Raw genomic sequence first — 17,168 nt, 5'->3', positions numbered from 1 at the left:
ATATCGGCGCATCCGACCGCGTCAACTATACGATCGTCGGCGACACAGTGAACGTCAGCCAGCGGCTGCAGGACCTCGGCAAGCAGCTCGAACCGGGCGCCACCGCCGCAATCGCCATTTCCGGCGAGACCGCGTCGCGGCTCGACGAAAGGTTCGAAAGGATCCCGGCGGGCAAGCACCGGCTGCGCGGCCGCGGCGAGGCGACGGAGGTCTTCCAGCTTGGCAAAGTCGCGACGTCAGCATCGCCCCCTATGGACGTTCAGCGCGCCCAAGCGGGCTGAGTAACATGCCACTTCCATGCCGCTGATCGGCGGCTTGAAGAAGCCGACGGCTTTGGGAATGACTGGAGCCGGGTCACCTAGCGCCGTAGCTGATTTCAATTGGAACGGCAGGAACGGTGCAAAGTCGCTGGTTCCGGGCAACGTCCGCTTACGAGCCGCCAAATCGGCCCAGCAAGGACCGGTTTGGGGGTCAAGACTGGTGGTTCTGGTGAACGTCGGCTTCCGGGAAGGAAATTCGGTCCAGGAAGGGCCGCTTCGGGTCAGGCTTCCCGTTCAACACCTCCGGTGGAAGGTCCGAGAAGTGTTGATATTTTCACCTTCCCAGAGGTCGCAGAGCAGCACAGCTGCCAAGCAGTCCGTTCGGGAAAGCCAATGCCGATCGCGGTGTTCGCTTTCCGTTCGTCTTAGCGCGTTCGAGGGAACAGTTCTTGTCCTGACCCCTTCAATGTGTGAGCCGATCGGGCGGCACGCGGGCTCGGCCCGCAGCCCAATCCCGCTCTCTTGAGATGGCTTCCTGGTCCAGCTCCGGATCTTCCACGATCAACCCCTGAAGGGGTCCGCTCACATGGGACGTTTGTTGTCAATGCTGCATGCTAACCTCCGGAGAATTTCAGAATCCAGGTCTGAGCCAATTCCATGACACGGCTCACAGCTGAGCCTATCAACCTCACATCCGGTCGCCGTTAAAATTCGGCTGCACCAATATCCCGCATACGGCGGCCAGGCTCAGGACGACGAGACCATTCTAGCAAAACGGCGGTTAGCCATGCGGACCCCCGGTTCGTCGACCTGGATCTGCCAGAACTGATCAGGTCCCGGTAGATTTCGAGAAGGATTAAGAACTTAGACTTTGTTTGTGATGACGCCTTCCATCAGCACACCTGATGTCACGTACTTCCAAAGTGCCACGAGCAATTTTCGCGCCAGCGCCACGATCGTTGATTTCTTCCGACGACCATGATTGGCTTGCGTACGCTCGCGAAACCACTTGGAGAGCGCGGAATTCGGCTGATGCCTCAACCAGAGCCAAGCCGTCTGTACAAGCGTGACCCGGAGTCGGGGATTGCCGGCCTTCGACACGCCTTGTTCCCGATCGATTGAACCGCTTTGCCACGGCGTAGGGGCAAGACCCGCGTAGGAGGCTATCTGGCGGCGATTATCGAAATGGCGATATAGTGCCTCCGTCCACAAAATCGTTGCGACCTCAGCGCCAATTCCCTTGATGCCCAGGAGCATTTCGACCTGAGGCTGGTTGGCTTTATTGACCTGAGGCCCAAGGAGCGCATTGCGTTCGGCTTCTACAGATTTGATCTGTTCGAGCAGCAGCTCCAGGCGATCCAGCTCTCGGCAGACCTGTCTTTTCAGGTGGACAGGTAGGTCGCGCCCGTCTCCAGTCTTCAACTCGTCGAGGCGCTTGCGGCGGTCTTTATGCAGCGGCTCGTAGCCCGATATTCCCTGTGAATACAGCAGTCCCTTGATCCGATTTACGTGTGTAACGCGCTCACCGGTCAGTGTCTTGCGCTCGCGGGAAACTCGCCGCTGATCCTCTTCCTCGGGTGATGGGACGTGCACCATTGCGCATACGCGAGGCTCTCCTCTTTTGTAGGCCATTAAGGTCCGCAGCAACGTTTCACCGTCAATACGGTCAGTTTTGGCTCGCCGGCGCCGGCGTGATGTTGAGATCGATGCCGGGTCAACGACATTGCTCTCGACGCCTTCCTTTTCCAGTACGCGATGTAGCCAGAAGCCGTCGAGACCGGCCTCCTGAATGGTGATGATCGGAAAGCTGTAGCCGGTTCTTTGGCGGCATTTCTCACGCAGCTGCGTGAATCGCGCGAACAGCCCGGCTGTATCGCCAGCCCCTACGGAATGCTTTGACATCTTCTCTCCGTTCGCCGGCGACAACGAGGTTACCAGCCAGGTTGATCGGCTGAGTTCCAACGAAACGAATATTGCGCCGAGATCAGTGCGGATGGCGGTCGGCCTTACGGGTTGGTCTATCATATGCATGGGTCGCCTTCAGAATGAGTGGGATGAATCAAGCAGCCTCATTCTGCAAAAACGCCGGCCGCCCTCCACCCATGGGATCTAGCAAGCTGCGGTCGCGCCGGCTTCGCCTCTGCGGTGATCGCGCCCGGAGCCCGACCCTTGAGGAGCCATCGAGCGGGAATTGGCCCGCTCCGAGGATGGAGCCCTCAGATGTCGCAAGATCTGTCCCTCGCCCAAAGCCACGCCTTCCAGCTCGCCCGCACCCTCATGGTCCCGGTCACGCTCTTCCGCTCCGGCGACGAATTCGGCGTCCTGCCGAGCGCCGAACTCGACGACGATGAGGTCGAGACCCTCGCCGAATACGATCCATTTGAACACGGGCCGGCTCATTGAGCCGGCTTCCCTCCTCCCGGAGGTGCGGCTTGCGAGCTTGCGGCGGCAAGGGAAGCTGCGCCGCGGCTGGCCCGCGGGCGACGGCGCGGTGCAAAAACACACATTGCCAGCCGCGCCCTTGCCGCCTTTGCTCTTCGCGGCATCCGGAAGGCGCCCCGCAAGATGCGGGAAAGAAAACCTGAAGGAAGGCGGGCGCCTGCGGCGCACGAAAGAGGGACATGGAACAGGACGAACTCGATGAACTTCGACAAAGGGTGGCCTGCGCGGCGGCGCTGGATCAGGCCGGTTACGCGATCGACCTGAAGGAGAGTACCCGACGTGCGGTCAAATACCGGCGGGGCGACCAGATCGTCATCGTGATCCATGACGGAAAAGGCTGGTTCGATCCGCTCTCTGACGCGAAGGGGGATGTGTTCTCGCTGATGACCCATCTGCATGGGGTCGGTTTCGGGGAGGCGAAGTTGCTGGTCGCCCGCCTGGTCGGCTACGCGCCGCGCGAGCCTGTGTGGAAGAGGCAGGCCCGGCATCGCAAGCCCGATCTCGGCGTCGCCGAACGCTGGAGCGGCCGCCGCAAGCCCTGGCCGGGATCGATGACATGGCGCTACCTGCGCGACGATCGCCATCTTCCGGAAGCCGTGATCAGCGCCGCCATCCGTCATGATCTGCTGCGGGAGGGCCCTAGCCGCAGCATGTGGGCGGCTCACAGGGACGGGGAGGGGGGCGTGACCGGCTGGGAGGAGCGCGGTCCGGAATGGCGCGGCTTTTCGACCGGCGGCGCGAAGGTGCTGTTCCGGTTTGGCTTCTGCGATGCGCTCCGTCTCTGCGTCACCGAGGCCGCCATCGACGCCATGAGTCTCGCCGCGCTCGAGAGCACTCGGCGCGATAGCCTCTATGTCAGTACCGGGGGCGGCTGGGCTCCTGTCACCGATGCGGCTATCCGGCTGCTGGCGGCGCGGGAGGGCCTATTGCTGGTCGCCGCCACGGACAACAACGCGCAGGGCAACACCTACGCGGTTCGCCTCGAAGCGGTCGCCCGCGAGGCTAGCTGCGGCTTCGAACGTCTCCGCCCGCACGAGGAGGACTGGAACTCCGAGCTCAAGGCAAGGGTGAAGAACCGGGGAAAGCGAGAAAAGAGGAAATAAGAAGCCTGGCTGCCGCATGCCCGCCGGCCGCGTCAAGGGTAAAGCTGCGCCCGCTTCGCGGCCCTTGACCCGGCCGGACGGAGAGGCGGCCGCGGAGGAGGGGTCAGGAAGGGCGGAAGAGGATGGCGACATCGAGTGGATGAGCCGCGCTCCAGCCCGACGAGGCTGAAAGGAGCCCACCCATGACCCTCTTGTCCGTCCGCAAGGTTTATCATGGCATCGCCGATCGCCGGCAGATGTTCCGCATGTTCGACCGCCACGCTCAGCGTCCTGATCGGTTCCAGGACGATGCCAGTGCTTTGTACCGCGGCGAATGGTTCGAGATCTCACGGGCTGAGCACGACTACATGTTCGAGGTCCTGCCGCCGCTCTGGATGCGAGGCGAGATGTTCGCGTTGCGTGAGTTTCTCACCGACCGCATCACCAGCATCTTCTACGTCCTGAACATCGATGGCCGCATGCGGTATTTCCACGGCTATTGCGACCTGCTCGACAAGGGCTCGCCCGAGCAGATGCGCGATGCGATCGTCGAACGCGAAACCCGTCCCGTTCGGGCGATGACCCGCGAGGAGCGCCTGGAGCACATCTGGTCGAGCACCCACGACGACTATCGCGGCTACGCCGGGGAGCGCTGGCCGGAACGCGACCGCGGCAAGCGCACGGTGATTTTCTATGGCGGCCGCCAGGGCACCACGCTGAAGCTGCTGGAAGAGCTCACCGATGATGAGATCGCGGCGAAGCTGCCCGTGCATCTGCGCTATCTCCCAGACGCGATCGCGGCGTGACGGAGGCGTGAGATGATGTTGACGTTTCCCATCGCCGCCGTCCGCGAGGTCATCGCTCGCGGGATTGCCGACGCAAAAGCCAATGGCGGGTTTCGCGATCCCCACCTCGGACTACCCGCCGCCGACAACCGGAAGCCCGGTCTCTGGCTCGTCGGAGACCACGGCGTCTACCTATGCTCCAACGGCGAGCTCCCCAAGGGGGCGAAGCCGCTCGTCGCTTACGCCGAGGAATGCGATCCGCGCAAGAACGACGACTGGTTCGAGGTCAAACGCCGGACGTTCGGCGGCGACGACGGCGTGGATTTCCTCGACGCCGAAGGCCTTGAGGCCCTGATCGCAGCCAGTCCCGGCTGCACGCATCTGCGCATCGCGTTCCTGCAGGACTCGATGCAGCTCTTCGTGATCGAGCGAGATTAGCGATCCGTCGGTGGGCGCCGTCCGGCGGCCGTCCAACATCCCAAACCCCACATCCCGCGCACGTCCGGCCGGCTGGAGCCTTCCAGCGGAACGGCGACGTGCGCCCTCATTCAGGAGATCCAGACATGTCGCATGACGATCCTTTCACCATCGATCTTTTCGGCAACACCGCGCTTTCCTCCGGCCTCGGCCTCGGCGTGACGGCCTTTGGCGACGCTGTCGAGCCCGACGGTGACGACGATCCCGATCCGTCGTCGCCGGCGCCCGCGCTGCCGAGCGCGGCAATCGTGCGGCGACCATCGACCGCCTGCCGGGCGCGCGGGTCGAACTTCCATCTCGCTGGTAGCCGTGGCCTGGCGCGGGGCTGGAAGGAGCGGGCGCGCGGCAACATCGCGGCGATCCGGCTCGCCGCCGAGATCGAAGCGGACGAGCGCCCGGCCACGCTCGGGGAGCAGGAGAGGCTGATCCGCTTCACCGGCTTCGGCGCGTCCGACCTTGCCAATGGCGTCTTCCGCCGCCCCGGCGAGGTCGACTTCCGCAAAGGCTGGGACGAGATCGGCTCTTCTCTGGAGGATACCGTCGGCGAGATCGACTACGCCTCGCTCACCCGCTGCACCCAGTATGCCCACTTCACGCCGGAGTTCATCGTCCGCGCGATGTGGTCAGGCCTGCAGCGGCTCGGCTGGCGCGGCGGCCGTGTGCTCGAGCCCGGCATCGGCACGGGCCTGTTTCCGGCGCTGATGCCCGAAGCGCTACGCGTTGTGTCACACGTCACCGGGATCGAACTCGATCCGGTCACGGCACGCATCGCAAGGCTGTTGCAGCCGCGCGCGCGTATCGTCACTGGCGATTTCGCCCGCACGGAGCTGCCGGCGAGCTTCGATCTTGCCATCGGTAATCCGCCATTTTCCGATCGCACCATTCGCTCCGACTGGGCCTATCGCTCGCTCGGCCTGCGCCTGCGCGATTATTTCATCGCCCGGTCCGTCGACCTGTTGAAGCCGGGCGCTTTCGCCGCCTTCGTCACCAGCTCCGGCACTTTGGACAAGGCGGATTCCTCTGCGCGTGAGCATATCGCCAAAACGGCGGACCTGATCGCCGCCATCCGCCTGCCCGAAGGCAGCTTCCGGGCCGACGCCGGCACGGACGTCGTGGTCGACGTGCTGTTTTTCCGCAAGCGCAAGGTCACCGAGTCCGAAAGTGATTTGTCCTGGCTCGACATCGAGGAACTCCGCCAGGCGACGGAGGGTGAAGGCGCGATCCGCGTCAACCGCTGGTTCGCGCGCCACCCGGATTTCGTGCTCGGCACGCATGCCACTATCTCGGGGCCTTACGGCGAGGCCTATTCCTGCCTGCCTCATCCCGGTGTCCATCTGGAGCGGGCGCTCACGGCTGCGATCTCCCTCCTTCCGCAAGCCATTTATGACGGCGAGCCGGACGAGATTGATCATGACGCCGATGACAGTGCCGATGTCGTGGATGCCCTGCCGGAAGGCGCCGGAGTGCGCGAGGGCAGTTTCTTCGTCGCGAAAAATACCGCCCTTGCGCAGATGATCGATGGCGCTGCAGTGAGCATCACCATCCGCAAGGGCCGCACCGCCGAAGGCATCCCCGAAAAGCACGCGCGTATCATCCGCAAATTCATCCCCATCCGTGATGCCGTGCGTGAAGTCCTGAAGGCACAGGAGCTCAACCGGCCGTGGAAGCCGGCCCAAGTCAAGCTGCGCATCGCCTGGTCGAATTTTGTGCGCGACTTCGGGCCCATCAACTTCACTACCATGTCGGTGAGTGGGGATGCCGAAATCGGCGAAGTGCGCGAAACACATCGCCGCCCCAACCTGCAACCCTGCCTCGATGATCCCGATTGCTGGCTGGTCGCTTCTATCGAAGACTACGATATCGAAACCAATACCGCCCGGCCGGGTCCGATTTTCACCGAGCGCGTCATCGCGCCGCCCGCAGCACCCATCATCACATCGGCCTCCGATGCGCTTGCCGTCGTGCTCAACGAACGCGGCCATATTGACATCGATCACATCGCCGAATTGCTGCATGAGGATGTCGATGACGTCATTGGCGAGCTGGGTGACGCCATCTACCGCGATCCGGAGACCGGTTCGTGGCAAACGGCCGACGCCTATCTCTCCGGTCAGGTCCGCGACAAGTTGAAGGTCGCGGAAGCCGCAGCCGCCCTCGATTTCGCCTATGAGCGCAACGTCACGGCGCTGCAGGGCGTGCAGCCGGCCGATCTTCGTCCCTCGGATATCACCGCGCGTCTCGGCGCGCCATGGATACCCGCCGCCGATGTTGCCGCCTTCGTCAAGCAGACGATGGGTGCCGAGATCAGGATCCACCACATGCCGGAGCTGGCGTCGTGGACCGTCGAGGCACGCCAGTTGGCATGGATGGCGGCCGGCACGTCCGAATGGGGCACCGATCGCCGTCATGCCGGCGAGCTCATAGCCGACGCGCTGAACAGCAGGGTGCCGCAGATCTTCGACACGGTGAAGGAGGGCCATGCTGAAAAGCGCGTGCTCAATGTTGTAGATACGGAAGCCGCCAAGGAAAAGCTGCAGAAGATCAAGACCGCTTTCCAGACCTGGATCTGGTCCGATCCCGACCAGACCGACCGGCTGGCGCGGGTCTATAATGACCGCTTCAACAACATCGCCCCCCGAAGATTCAACGGGGATCACCTGCAACTTCCAGGCGCCTCCGGCGCCTTTTCTCTTTATGGGCACCAAAAGCGCGGCATCTGGCGCATCGTCTCGGCCGGCTCGACTTACCTTGCCCATGCCGTCGGCGCCGGCAAGACCATGACGATTGCCGCGGCCGTCATGGAGCAGCGCCGGCTTGGCCTGATCGCCAAGGCCATGCTGGTCGTTCCCGGCCATTGCCTTGCACAGGCGGCTCGCGAATTTCTGGCGCTTTATCCGACCGCACGAATCCTCGTGGCCGATGAGACGAATTTTTCCAAGGACAAGCGGCATCGCTTCCTGTCACGGGCGGCGACCGCCGCCTGGGACGCGATCATCATCACGCACAGCGCCTTCCGCTTCATCGGCGTGCCGTCGGCCTTCGAGCAACAGATGATCCAGGACGAGCTCGAGCTCTACGAGATGCTGCTGACCAAGGTCGAGAGCGACGACCGCGTCTCGCGCAAGCGCCTCGAGCGGCTGAAGGAGGGGCTCAGGGAACGGCTGGAAGCCCTGGCGACCCGTAAGGACGACCTGCTGACCATCTCCGAGATCGGCGTCGACCAGATCATCGTCGATGAAGCCCAGGAGTTCAGGAAACTCAGCTTCGCCACCAACATGTCCACGCTCAAGGGCGTCGATCCGAACGGCTCCCAGCGGGCCTGGGACCTTTATGTGAAGTCCCGGTTCGTGGACCGGAAGAATCCGGGCCGGGCGCTCGTGCTGGCTTCCGGCACGCCCATCACCAATACGCTTGGCGAGATGTTCTCGGTGCAGCGCTATCTCGGTTACGAGGCGCTGCTTCAGCGCGGCCTGCACGAGTTCGACGCCTGGGCTTCGACCTTCGGCGACGTCACGACCGAACTCGAATTGCAGCCATCCGGAAAATACAAGCCGGTGACGCGCTTCGCCACCTTCGTCAACGTGCCGGAGCTGATCGCAATGTTCCGCTCCTTCGCGGATGTGGTGCTGCCGGAAGATCTTCGCGAATATGTGAAAGTGCCGGCGCTTTCGACCGGCGCACGTCAGATCATCACCGCTAAGCCGTCTGCGGCCTTCAAGCGCTACCAGATGGTGCTCGACGCCCGCATCAAGGCCATCGAGGAACGCGAACGTCCGGCAGAGGCTGGTGACGACATCCTGCTCTCGGTCATCACCGATGGCCGGCACGCCGCGATCGACCTGCGCCTGGTCGATCCCGACAATGACAATGAGCCGGATAACAAGCTCAACGACCTGATCGGCAATGCCTACCGTATCTGGCAGGAAACAGCGCAAAGCAGCTATGTCCGCGCCGACGGCAAGCCGTTCGAGCTTCCGGGCGCAGCGCAGATGATCTTCTCCGATCTCGGCACGATCAGTGTCGAGAAAAGCCGCGGCTTCTCAGCCTATCGTTGGATCAGGGATGAACTGGTCCGCAGGGGCGTTCCGGCATCGGAAATTGCCGTCATGCAGGAGTTCAAGAAGGCGGAAGCCAAGCAGCGCCTGTTCGGTGATGTGCGGGCCGGCAAGGTCCGGTTCCTGATCGGCTCCTCCGACACGATGGGCACCGGCGTCAACGCGCAGCTCCGCCTCAAGGCGCTGCATCATCTCGACGTGCCGTGGCTTCCTTCCCAGATCGAGCAGCGCGAAGGCCGTATACTGCGGCAGGGCAACCAGCACGATGTCATCGATATCTTCGCCTACGCCACCGAAGGATCGATGGACGCCCAGATGTGGCAGAACAACGAGCGCAAGGCCCGGTTCATCGCGGCCGCACTTTCCGGAGACACGTCCATCCGGCGGTTGGAGGATATGGGTGAGGGGCAGGCCAACCAGTTCGCGATGGCCAAGGCGATCGCCTCGGGCGATCCGCGTCTGATGCAGAAGGCGGGTCTGGAGGCAGACATTGCCCGTCTGGAGCGCCTTCGCGCGGCCCACATTGATGATGAGCACGCCGTTCGACGGCAGATCCGCGATGCCGAGCGCGATATCGAATACTCGACCCGGCGCCTCGGCGAGGTCGGGAAGGATATCGAGCGCCTCGTGCCGACGACCGGCGATCGGTTCAGCATGGTGGTCGGGGGCGACGCGTTCACCGAGCGCAAACTCGCCGGTCGTGCGCTGATGAAGGAAATCCTGACTCTCGTGCAGCTTCAGCAGCAAGGCGAAACCACTGTCGCCTCCATCGGCGGGTTCGATTTCGACTATTCCGGCGAGCGGTTCGGCAAAGACGGCTACCGCTATGCCACCATGCTGATGCGCACCGGTGCCGATTATGGGATCGAGATCCCGGTGACCACCGGGCCGCTTGGCGCCATCGCCAGGCTAGAGCATGCCTTGGCCGGCTTCGAGGGCGAGCAGGAACGATATCGCCAGCGTCTTGAGGATGCCGAGCGCAGGCTCACCTCCTATCGCTCGCGTGAGGGCGGCGAGTTCGGATTCTCTGGCGAATTGGCTGAGAAGCGCCGGCAGCTTGCGGAAATCGAAACCGATCTTGGGTCTTCGATTGATGGTCAGGATCAGCGTGCAGCCGCATAGCAGGCTCGACACAGCTGCCGGTCATTGTGTCAGGCATTGACCGGCGGCAAAGGTTCAAGGGGCTCGGGTGCAGGCGATACAGGAGGCGCGCCGATATCCGATCACCACAGTGCGCAAGCCGCGATACAAATCGTGGCGGCGCCCGTCTCGGATCGCCCTTTCAAGCAGGGCCATTCGTGCCAACCGGCCACCTAGGAGGATAAAGAGCTCACGCATCCCGGCCGCAATCAATGACAAAAGACCATTTGGTTTCACAGTTTTATTAGCTGCTTACCAAAGTTCTCCCCATTCAACATGCGCACAAAGGCATAAGGTACCGCCTCGATCCCTTCAGCGACGTCTTCTTTTGTCTCAAGAAGTCCCTGTTTATACCAGGATAGCAGGTCGGCCTTTGCCGTCTCAAATTCGTGTTCATGGTCATCAAGCAAGAAACCTTCGATCCGAGCCCGAGTGATCAGAGTTTTCCTGAGGTGTCTCAAGCCGATATCTGGTTGATCGAATCGATCAGCCAAAGCAATCGTCCCGACGATCACAACTCGACCGAACGTATTAAGATTTAACATCGCCGCATCGTGGATCGGTCCCGCAGTGTTATCGATAAATACGTCCACTCTGTTTGGGCACGCAGCGGCGACATCGGCCACCAGGTCAGTCGATGTTCGGTGGTTGATGCCTTGGCGATACCCAAGCTTTTTGCACCATTCGAGTTTTGCGTCCGTGCCCACAATAGCAACCGGGTCAAGTCCCTTTATCCGCGCGATTTGCCCCGCAATCTGCCCCACGGCACCCGAGGCCGCCGAGATCAAGACTGTCTCGCCTTGTTTCGGCTTGCCGGTCTTGAGAAGCGAAAAATATGCCGTCAGACCCGGCATACCCAGGTAGCTGAGCGAGGCTTGCACGGGGGCGTCGGTGGCGGTCACAACCTTGGCTGAGGACGCAGGAATGCTCGTGAAAGGCTGCCATCCAAAATAGTCACTCATGACAATGTCACCAGGCTTGAAATCAGGAGATCCGGATGAGATCACTTCCCCGATTCCGCCTCCCGACATCAGATCCCCCAATCCAAAGCCAGCGGCGTAATTTTTCGCCGGACTGATCCTGCCGCGCATGTACGGATCCACCGAGAGCCACAAGGTCTTGAGGAGCAGTTCTCCCTCTGCGGGTTCCGGAATCGGGCGATCTTCCCGCATCCAGTTGCCGACCGTCGGCATTCCCGACGGATAACTCCGCAGTACCCAACTAGGATTCTTGGCCATGGCGGTCTCTCCTTACGAGCACAGGTGCTCCGATATCTGGGTCGGGTTCTGTCCCTCAAACCATGACGCACTTGCTTCTTGAATGCATCAGTTTGCATGCCGTGATAATAGGCATTTCGGAGAAACATTGTTTTAGATTTTGAAAGAGTGTCTGGGTGGATATGGTGACGGCGATGCGCATCGCAATCGAGGTTGCGCGCCATGGGAGTTTTACCGCAGCGAGCCGGGAGTTGAGACTTTCCGCGCCTTCAGTCAGTCGAATCATGGCTGAGCTGGAGGCCGATTTGGGGGTGCGTCTCTTCAACCGGACCACCCGTCAACTCAACTTATCTGATGCAGGAATGGAGTTCGTGCAAAAAAGCTCTGGCATACTCGAGGAGCTCGATACTATGCGGAGCGTGGTTCGCGAGCGCCACGAAACTCCGCGCGGGCAGTTGCGCGTGTCGTGCGTCATGGCTTTCGGCAACGAATGCCTGGCACCCGCCTTGCCTGAGTTCTTGCGAAGGTTTCCCCAGCTAGACATCTCACTCGATCTCGGCAACCGCTTGGTTGATCTTATCGAGGAGCATTACGATGTTGCAATTCGAGTCGGTCCATTAAGAGATTCATCTATGATCGCGCAGAAGATATATACTCAAAGAATAGTATTTGTTGCCTCTCCCGAAGTTTGTCGAAGGTTTGGGATGCCCAAATCATTCGACGAAATCAGAAGCTATCCATCGGTCACGCAAGTCAGCGGAGAATGGGGGCGAACACACCAGTTTAGGTTTTTAGGCGAAATCATCGACTTCGAAGTTCCGCAACACTTTAGAATGAACTCCGCACGTGCGGTCAAAAACGCTTGCCTGACCGGATATGGCTATTCATTGCTCCCGGATTTTATGGTCGCAGACGACCTTGCAGAAAACCGTCTGGTGCAGCTGCTGCCACACTACGAACCCGTGGAGCAATCAATTTACGCCTTTTATGCGCAACGGCGCCATACACCGCAGAAGATACGAGTGTTCATCGACTACTTGGCTGAAGTTTTCGGTAGTTGAACACTAGAATGCTGCCAGGATCATTCTTGTCCCAACTGTTGTGCAGGCCCCCTCGAGTTCGGCCGAGCCTCCCAAGCGACGACACCAGCGCACCTCGAAAAACCAGCCCCAGCCAGGCGCCATGCGATGGGGTGACAATCGCACGTGCCTTCGAAGCCGTAGATCACCGGTCGTACGCCAGGAGAACCTCGATCAGGTGGTCATGATCGGAACGATTGTGGCCATCGGGCTTAGATTAGAACTTCATGGCGCAGCTTGCCGGCTGCAGGATTGTGATCCCGATTAAACTGGACGTGCTCTAGATCCACGTCGCAGGGAGGTGGAAAGGAAAAACGGAGGAAGGATAAAGCCCTCTCGCAGATCGGGCGGGCCGCTGACGCTGGCGCTCAACCGCGCCGCTCGCGATCCCGGCCGATCGCTCTGCGCAGGGCTCAAGAGCCCCGCTTGATCTGGCCGGCAGGGATGCTCGGCCGCAGTTGCACCTGCCCGTCCGCTCAGCGGGCCGGGGGATGTCTTCGGGAAGAAGACGAGGAAGGACCCGCGAACGGCGGTGTCCGCAAACCCCTTGAAGGAGCATCTCCATGGAACTGAAGTTTGTCGATCCGCGTGCGCTGAAGGATAACCCGGACAAGGCGCGACGCTCGAAGTCCAGCCCGCAGGCCGACGCGCTGCTGCTGGCTACCATTCGCGCTGTCGGCATCGTGCAGCCACCTGTCGTGGCGCCGGAAGCGGATGGCGGCAACGGCTATGTCATTGATGCCGGACATCGTCGTGTGAAGCAGGCGATTGCCGCGGGTCTGGAAGAGATCGCCGTGCTGGTGATCGAGCACGCCGAGGATGGTGGTGCAATGCGGTCGCTGGCCGAGACGCTGGCGCATGAGCAACTCGATCCCGTCGACCAATGGCGCGCGATTGAGCGGCTGGTTGCGCTCGGCTGGACCGAGGAAGCCGTCGCCCTCGCTTTAGCGCTTCCCGTCCGCCAGATCAGGAAGCTGCGCCTGCTCGCCAACGTTCTGCCGGCCATGTTGGACCAGATGGCCAAGGGCGACATGCCCAACGAGCAGCAGTTGCGCACCATCGCGTCGGCTTCGCTTGATGAGCAGAAGGAGGTCTGGAAGAAGCACAAGCCGTCCAAGGCCGATCCCCAGGTGTCATGGTGGAGCGTGGCGCAGGGCCTGACGAAGCGCCGCATGTACGCGCGCGACGCCAGCTTCGGTGACGATCTCGCTCACGCCTACGGCATAGCCTGGGTCGAGGACCTGTTCGCGCCGGCCGACGAGGACAGCCGCTATACGGTCGATGTCGAGGCTTTCCTTGGCGCGCAGCAGGAGTGGATGGCAAACACTCTGCCCAAGCGCGTCGTGATCGTGGAAGCCGGTCAGTGGGGCGAGCCGAAGCTGCCGCCCAAGGCCGAGCGGGTCTACGGCAAGCCGTCGAAGTCCGATCACACCGCCCTGTATCTCGACCGCGACGGCAAGGTGCAGTCGGTCGCGTACCGCATGCCGGCGGCCAAAAACCCCAAGGGCAGGAATGGCGCGGATGTTGAGGCCGATGGCGATGATATCGTCGTTGCGGCAAAGCCGCGTCCGGACGTGACGCGCAAAGGCATAGAGATGATCGGCGACCTGCGTACCGACGCGCTGCACGAGGCGCTGTCGCGCGCACCGATCGAGGACGACACGCTGATGGCGCTGCTCGTCCTCGCCTTCGCCGGCCAGAATGTCACAGTGGCATCTGGTGCCCGCGACATCTCCTGTTACGGGGCCGCAGGCCTCGGCGAACATGCCGCGCGCCTGTTCGACCAGGAGGGCAGGCTCGCGTTCGAGATGGACACGCTGCGCATTGCCGTGCGGTCCTTGCTGATCGACGTTCTGTCCTGCAGGGAGAATCGCTCGGACAGCGGCGTTGTCGCCCGTGTCGCCGGCGACATCATCGCCGCGGACAACTTCTTAGCCAACATGGGGACTGAGGACTTCCTGTCATGCCTGTCGCGGCAGGCATTGGAAGCGGCCTGCGCCGATACATCCGTCCTGCCCCGTCAGAAGGTCAAGGACACCCGTGCGGCGCTGGTCGAGCATTTCAAGGAAGGCTGCTTCGTCCACCCGTCGGCGCTGTTTGCACCCACTCCGGAAAAGCTGACCTCCTGGCTGAAGATGAACGAGGCCAGGGAACAGCCTGAGGACGACGGCACGCCGGCGCACCAGGACGAGCTCGACGGCGATGCGATCATCGAGCCAGCGCACGAGTATGCCGGCGACGATGACGCTGAAGGCTTCCGCGAGGCCGCCGAATAGCAGCGCGCGCTTTCTTCCTTCCGATTGCATTACCGCCGCCGGTGACCTCGCCGGCGGCGGTTTCGTTTTCGCCCTAAACACCGGAGACCCATCATGTCGGCTCAAACCATCTATGACCTCGTTCCACTCGGTTCGATCGTAACTTATCGCGATGGAACACCACGCCCGCCCGAGCGGCATCGCAAGAAGCTCGCCGCCTGGGAGAACCGCAACAGTGGCGGCCGGCTGATCCGCAAGCAGGCCGAAACCCGCGTCGGCAACACCACGCTGCCGGCATCCATTACCCTGCACAAGGGCGATTATGGCAGCCAGGGCACCGTCGTCCTGCGTGTTCACCAGAGTTTTTCGGTGAACAGCGATCTCAACTTTGCGGTCAAGGAGCGGCCCGCTATCGGCTCGGTCCTGGTGCTCGACCGCGACGGCGAAGACGCCGAACTGGTCTATCTCGCCAGCCATCGTGCTGATGCCGAGGAATGGCTGACGCAGCACGGCTATCCGCGAGCTGTTCTGCAAGAGGTGACGGCCGACGCCGTGGCCGCGGATACCGTCGAGGGGAGGGTGGCGGCATGAGCGCGGCCACTCCCCGAATACGAGACGACGAGGCCCCCGGTAATGCGGGGGTTTGTTTTGGCCGCAGCGCCAACGGTTATCCCGTTGCGCTTGTCGGTGAAACGGCGTTCGCCATGGTTCCGGCCCGGAACGGGCGGTACTATTTTGTCACGGGGTGGCGTATCCGCCGGCCCATGGCCGAATGGACGCGCAGCGATTTCTACGGCCATGCCGGCGAGCTTGCCGACGAGGCGGCGTTTCGCGCGCATGTCGAGGAGAACGCTCTCCACCAGCAGCATCGCGTAGCGCTTGGCCGTCGCGAAATCGATTCCCGCGCCCACACGCCATGGGGAACGTCGCAGGGAGCGACCGTCTATGCCGAGGGCGTCGTGGCTCACTCAACTGCAGGCCATGGCGGGTTCCATCTTTCGGCGGAACGAAATCGCAAAGTCCATGACATGCTCCGTGCCGATGGCGGCTGGTATGAAGAGGACTGCCATTGGGCGGCCGTCGCCCAAGCCTTCCCGCAGCTCCTCACGGACTTCGAGAAGGCTTGTGCGAAAAAGACGATCCGCGACTGGTATCCGGAGGCCTGGGAGGCGATCCACGGGAGGGTGCTCGAACCCGGCCAATCCGCGAAAAAGGACGAGCGGGATTCTTCGAGATGCTTACCGATAACTGGGTCGTGGTGTCGGCGATACCGAGCACCAGGCCGGTTTCACCGAGGTTATCGCGACGCCCGGCGGCAGGCGTGGACCGGGCACGGAGGAACGTCGCTTTCTCGTTCCGACCGACCAATACCATGTCGGCCGCTTTGGATTCGTCATCGATGTTGCGCGCCATCGTGTCTATGGCGGGCCATCGAGCTTCATGGATTGGCAGGGGAGGGACACATAATGTCTGTCCGCGATCGCCGCGCGCAGCTCTTTCGCATGGAGGAGGCACGGCGCCAGACACAGCGCCAGCTTGATATGATCGACCGGCAGATCATAAGGCGGATGACGGCGATTATTCCGCAGCTCAAGCCCCAGCGTACCGGCCACCGACGCCTAAAGCCTGCCGATGCCAGGACCTTTCTGGAACGATATCGATCGAACCTTGCCGCGATCACACAGGAAAGGCAGCACGAGATCGATGCCTATCTCGCAAACTGGCAAGGCAGGACGCTGCGATCGCAGCACTGTGACAGAATCCCGCCGGACCTGAGGCGCGCCTGATACTGCGGCCTGGTCAGCGCTTGCGTACGAACTCGGTTCGCAACACCAGCCCCTTGATCGCGTCATTCCGGCAGTCGATTTCGTCAGGATTTGTCGGTCAGCCGGATCGACTTTGATCACCGTGCCCTGCTTCAGGCTCTGCCCAGCGCCTTTGACCTTGAGGTCCTTGACGAGGGCGACGGAGTCGCCGTCGGCCAGCACCTTGCCGGCGGCATCGCGCACTTCGATGCTTTCGGCAGTAGCTGCATGGCAGCCATCTCCGACGCTGGTCGCAATTCCCCTGTCGCGTCGTCATAGACGTAGTCGTCGTTCTGATCTGTCATTGCGGCGGCATTAAATACAGTGCGTTGTCAGTTCGACGTGGGAGCAGGCCGAAGATCTGATCCGCAGCAGCGGACCGGCGCACTCCGATACCGGCAGGAGCCGAAGTTCAACGCCGTCCCTCGCGCAGCCTGGCGGGAGGCGGATCGTGTGGCGGCGGGAATCAAACAGTTGATTTCCTCCCGCATGCCAATGTCCGAATTCATCCCTGGCCGGTCTTTCCGGCGGGTTTGCCGCGGTCTGAACCGGCGGCTGGCCCCTTCAAGGC

At 62.1% G+C, this 17,168-nt stretch carries 12 protein-coding genes and 2 pseudogenes; 11 read left to right on the top strand and 3 right to left on the bottom strand.

Features of this window, described 5'->3' with window-relative positions; translation table 11 throughout:
• Positions 1 to 281: adenylate/guanylate cyclase domain-containing protein (locus EOC06_RS13365; protein WP_281062073.1), on the top strand; the 281-nt coding region annotated here is incomplete at its 5' end.
• Between the two features lie 843 nt (positions 282 to 1,124).
• On the opposite strand, the gene EOC06_RS13360 is transcribed toward EOC06_RS13365, so the two are convergent.
• The gene (locus tag EOC06_RS13360) at positions 1,125 to 2,285 is read right to left on the bottom strand and encodes an IS110 family transposase (RefSeq protein WP_206631185.1); all 1,161 of its coding nucleotides are present in this window, start codon (positions 2,283 to 2,285) and stop codon (positions 1,125 to 1,127) included.
• A gap of 195 nt (positions 2,286 to 2,480) precedes the next feature.
• Here EOC06_RS13360 and EOC06_RS13355 point away from each other — a divergent pair, with 195 nt between their 5' ends.
• The 5 genes from EOC06_RS13355 to EOC06_RS13335 all read left to right on the top strand — a co-directional run bounded on the left by EOC06_RS13355 (position 2,481) and on the right by EOC06_RS13335 (position 10,223).
• Complete coding sequence (locus EOC06_RS13355) at positions 2,481 to 2,663, top strand: hypothetical protein (RefSeq protein WP_095488758.1); 183 nt, start codon at positions 2,481 to 2,483, stop codon at positions 2,661 to 2,663.
• Between the two features lie 218 nt (positions 2,664 to 2,881).
• Positions 2,882 to 3,805, top strand: a complete 924-nt coding sequence (locus EOC06_RS13350; RefSeq protein WP_128307973.1) for a DUF3991 and toprim domain-containing protein — start codon at positions 2,882 to 2,884, stop codon at positions 3,803 to 3,805.
• A 182-nt stretch (positions 3,806 to 3,987) separates the two neighbouring features.
• The gene (locus tag EOC06_RS13345) at positions 3,988 to 4,590 is read left to right on the top strand and encodes a DUF1419 domain-containing protein (RefSeq protein ID WP_095482600.1); all 603 of its coding nucleotides are present in this window, start codon (positions 3,988 to 3,990) and stop codon (positions 4,588 to 4,590) included.
• A gap of 15 nt (positions 4,591 to 4,605) precedes the next feature.
• Positions 4,606 to 5,007: a DUF3085 domain-containing protein gene (locus EOC06_RS13340; RefSeq protein ID WP_095482614.1), complete on the top strand. Its 402-nt coding sequence runs from the start codon at positions 4,606 to 4,608 to the stop codon at positions 5,005 to 5,007.
• 125 nt (positions 5,008 to 5,132) lie between these two features.
• Positions 5,133 to 10,223 carry a helicase-related protein gene (locus tag EOC06_RS13335; RefSeq protein ID WP_128307972.1) on the top strand — a complete coding sequence of 1,697 codons (5,091 nt, stop codon included), beginning with the start codon at positions 5,133 to 5,135 and terminating at the stop codon, positions 10,221 to 10,223.
• A 251-nt stretch (positions 10,224 to 10,474) separates the two neighbouring features.
• On the opposite strand, the gene EOC06_RS13330 is transcribed toward EOC06_RS13335, so the two are convergent.
• Positions 10,475 to 11,479, bottom strand: coding sequence for an NADP-dependent oxidoreductase (locus tag EOC06_RS13330; RefSeq protein WP_095488755.1), 1,005 nt, complete (start codon positions 11,477 to 11,479; stop codon positions 10,475 to 10,477).
• 161 nt (positions 11,480 to 11,640) lie between these two features.
• Here EOC06_RS13330 and EOC06_RS13325 point away from each other — a divergent pair, with 161 nt between their 5' ends.
• From EOC06_RS13325 to EOC06_RS13305, 5 genes and pseudogenes are all read left to right on the top strand, one after another.
• The gene (locus EOC06_RS13325; RefSeq protein ID WP_095488754.1) at positions 11,641 to 12,519 is read left to right on the top strand and encodes a LysR family transcriptional regulator; all 879 of its coding nucleotides are present in this window, start codon (positions 11,641 to 11,643) and stop codon (positions 12,517 to 12,519) included.
• Between the two features lie 581 nt (positions 12,520 to 13,100).
• Positions 13,101 to 14,813: a ParB N-terminal domain-containing protein gene (locus EOC06_RS13320; RefSeq protein ID WP_128307970.1), complete on the top strand. Its 1,713-nt coding sequence runs from the start codon at positions 13,101 to 13,103 to the stop codon at positions 14,811 to 14,813.
• 93 nt (positions 14,814 to 14,906) lie between these two features.
• On the top strand, positions 14,907 to 15,383 hold the full coding sequence (locus EOC06_RS13315; RefSeq protein WP_128307969.1) for a hypothetical protein: 477 nt from the start codon (positions 14,907 to 14,909) through the stop codon (positions 15,381 to 15,383).
• A pseudogene (locus EOC06_RS13310) lies at positions 15,380 to 16,259 on the top strand (hypothetical protein). The gene EOC06_RS13315 and the pseudogene EOC06_RS13310 overlap by 4 nt, the downstream one beginning before the upstream one ends.
• Positions 16,259 to 16,579 (top strand): hypothetical protein, encoded by a 321-nt coding sequence (locus tag EOC06_RS13305; protein ID WP_245469560.1) that lies wholly within the window; start codon positions 16,259 to 16,261, stop codon positions 16,577 to 16,579. Before EOC06_RS13310 ends, EOC06_RS13305 begins: the two are co-directional and overlap by 1 nt.
• A 13-nt stretch (positions 16,580 to 16,592) precedes the next feature.
• On the opposite strand, the pseudogene EOC06_RS44815 reads toward EOC06_RS13305, so the two are convergent.
• Positions 16,593 to 16,902: pseudogene (locus tag EOC06_RS44815) on the bottom strand (alkylphosphonate utilization protein).
• Positions 16,903 to 17,168 lie beyond the last annotated feature (266 nt).

The sequence above is a fragment of the Mesorhizobium sp. M7A.F.Ca.MR.362.00.0.0 genome (genome assembly GCF_004023175.1).
In the GTDB taxonomy this organism is placed as follows: domain Bacteria; phylum Pseudomonadota; class Alphaproteobacteria; order Rhizobiales; family Rhizobiaceae; genus Mesorhizobium.
The sequence above is the reverse complement of the archived record's forward strand: the minus strand, read 5'-3'. Positions and strand labels throughout refer to the sequence as shown.